We start from the raw sequence: 2,258 nt of genomic DNA on the forward strand, positions 1-2,258 counted from the left end.
TGTTACCGCTAATCTAAGATTCGCCGTTTAGGCCAACGGGCGGCGCCGATTCCGCCAACGTATATCCGCCGATCGCACCAACGTACTTTCACCGATTCGACCAACGGGCTTACGCTCGACCGTGCAGAGACACGGGAGGGCGATATGGAGAGAAACCTGATCGGGGAGATGAACATGATGAAGGAGAGCGGCGCGAAGCCGAACTTCACCGACATCGCGCGGAGGTACGGCGTCGACCGCCACACCGTCGCGAGGTACTGGAACGGGGGCGGCCCGCAGCCGGGCGACGCCCGCGAGGGGCGCGCGAGCGGCTTCGACCGCTACCGCGCCGAGATCGAGGAGAAGGCCTCCCTGCCGGGGATGACGAGGAAGGCCCTGCACGAGCTGCTGCTCGACAGGCACGCCGGCGACGAGCCGCCGGTGCCCGGCTACAACGCCTTCACGCACTACCTGCGCAGGAACGGCGTCGCCGTCGGCAGGGGCCTGCCGGAGGCGCACCCCCGCTTCGAGACGGAGCCGGGGCGCCAGCTGCAGTTCGACTGGAAGGAGGACGTGGTGATGCACGACCGCTCGGGCGCCGAGTACCGCTTCAACGTGTTCTCGGCGACGCTCGGGTTCTCGCGCCGCCACCTCTTCCGCAGGTCGCCCACGAGGACGCGCGACGACCTGCTGGCGTGCATGTACGACACGGCGGCGCGGCTGGGCGGGGTCCCCGCCGAGTGGCTCACGGACAACATGTCGGCGATAGCCGCGGTGGGCGGCGACGGCAGGCGCAGGCGCGACCCCCGCGTCGAGCGCTTCGCGCGGGAGGCGGGCTTCGAGATCGTGCTGTGCGCTCCGAGGACCCCCGAGACGAAGGGCAAGGTCGAGAGCGCCAACCGCTTCCTGTCGAGGCTGCTGGCCTACGAGGGGGACTTCGACGGCTGGGAGGGCGTCGACGCCGCGATCGCGCGCATCGAGCGGCGCAGCAACGAGGAGCCCAACGGGACGACGGGCGTGCCGCCCGAGCTGCTGTTCATGCGGGAGAAGGACGCCCTGAGGCCGCTCGGCAACCGGGCCCTGCTCGAGTCGATGCTCGGCGAGGTCTCCTACCAGACCGTCCCCGCGACGATGCTCGTGAGGTGCGCCGGCCGCGAGTTCTCGGTGCCCCGGCGCATGATAGGCAGGCGAGCGAGGCTCGTGCTGTCGGCCGACGGCGTGCTCAGGGTCTACGACGGCGGCGACCTCGCGTCCGTCCACGACACGCGCGCCCCGGGAGGGCCCGTGGTCTACGACCCGGCCCACTACACCGAGGCGCTCTCGGGCAAGCGCTGGTGCGCCGACGGCGACATCGAGGAGGCCGCCCGCCGCAACCTCGAGCTGCTCGGCGGCCTGGGAGGGGGCGGTGCCGCGTGAGCGCGCCGCTGGCCGAGGCGAGCGCGCCGGAGCGCGCCCGCAACAACCTGGAGGAGCTCGGCATGGACGCGATGGCCTCCTCGGCCGCCGAGTACGCCGCCCTCGTCGCCGGCGGGTCCAAGACCTTCTCGCAGGCGCTGATGGAGATGACCGACGCCCAGGTGGCGGCCGTGAGGGCGCGCGACCTGGACCGCCGGGTCGAGAAGGCGAACTTCCCCTTCGTGAAGACGCTCGCCGACTTCGATTTCTCCTTCCAGCCCTCGATCGACCGCCCCGTCGTCGAGGAGCTCGCCGCGCTCGGGTTCCTGGAGCGCCGGGAGAACGTCGTGCTCGTCGGCAGCCCCGGCGTCGGGAAGACCCACATAGCGGTCGCGCTCGGCGTCGAGGCGGTGAGGGCGCGCAAGCTCACGTACTTCGTGGACTGCCAGCGCCTCGTCGGCGACCTCAAGCGGGCGGCGGACAAGGGGGCGCTCGAGCGCAGGATGCGCTTCTACGCGCACCTCTCGCTGCTGATCGTTGACGAGGTCGGCTACCTTGAGGTCGACAAGGAGGGGGCCGACCTGCTGTTCCAGCTGGTCTCGAGGCGCTACGAGAGGAGGTCGACCATAGTGACGACGAACGTCGGGATAGGCGCGTGGGCCAAGGTCTTCGGCGACCCGGTGGTGGCGAGCGCCATCGCCGACCGCCTGTGCCACCACTGCACGGTGCTGAAGATCACCGGGAGGTCCTACCGCACCAAGGACCTGGCTCCGGACAGGGACGCCGGAAGCGGCGCCTGACGTTGGCGCGATCGGTGAAAGTGCGTTGGCGCGATCGGCGAATTTGCGTTGGCGAAAGTGGCGAAAGATAGATTGACATTAACA

2 protein-coding genes are annotated in these 2,258 nt (G+C 69.9%); both read left to right on the plus strand.

The annotated features are described in order from the left end of the window. Positions 1 to 144 precede the first annotated feature (144 nt). Positions 145 to 1,395 carry an IS21 family transposase gene (gene istA / locus B5F74_RS12110; protein WP_087202830.1) on the plus strand — a complete coding sequence of 417 codons (1,251 nt, stop codon included), beginning with the start codon at positions 145 to 147 and terminating at the stop codon, positions 1,393 to 1,395. Beyond that, positions 1,392 to 2,174 (plus strand): IS21-like element helper ATPase IstB, encoded by a 783-nt coding sequence (gene istB / locus B5F74_RS12115; RefSeq protein ID WP_219722237.1) that lies wholly within the window; start codon positions 1,392 to 1,394, stop codon positions 2,172 to 2,174. Before istA ends, istB begins: the two co-directional genes overlap by 4 nt. Positions 2,175 to 2,258: the final 84 nt, after the last annotated feature.

The sequence above is a fragment of the Collinsella sp. An271 genome, assembly GCF_002159695.1.
GTDB classification, from domain to species: domain Bacteria; phylum Actinomycetota; class Coriobacteriia; order Coriobacteriales; family Coriobacteriaceae; genus Collinsella; species Collinsella ihumii.

Excerpts from the sequence above, each read along its gene's own strand:
- istA (WP_087202830.1), top strand. The coding sequence starts at position 145 with ATGGAGAGAAACCTGATCGGGGAGATGAACATGATGAAGGAGAGCGGC.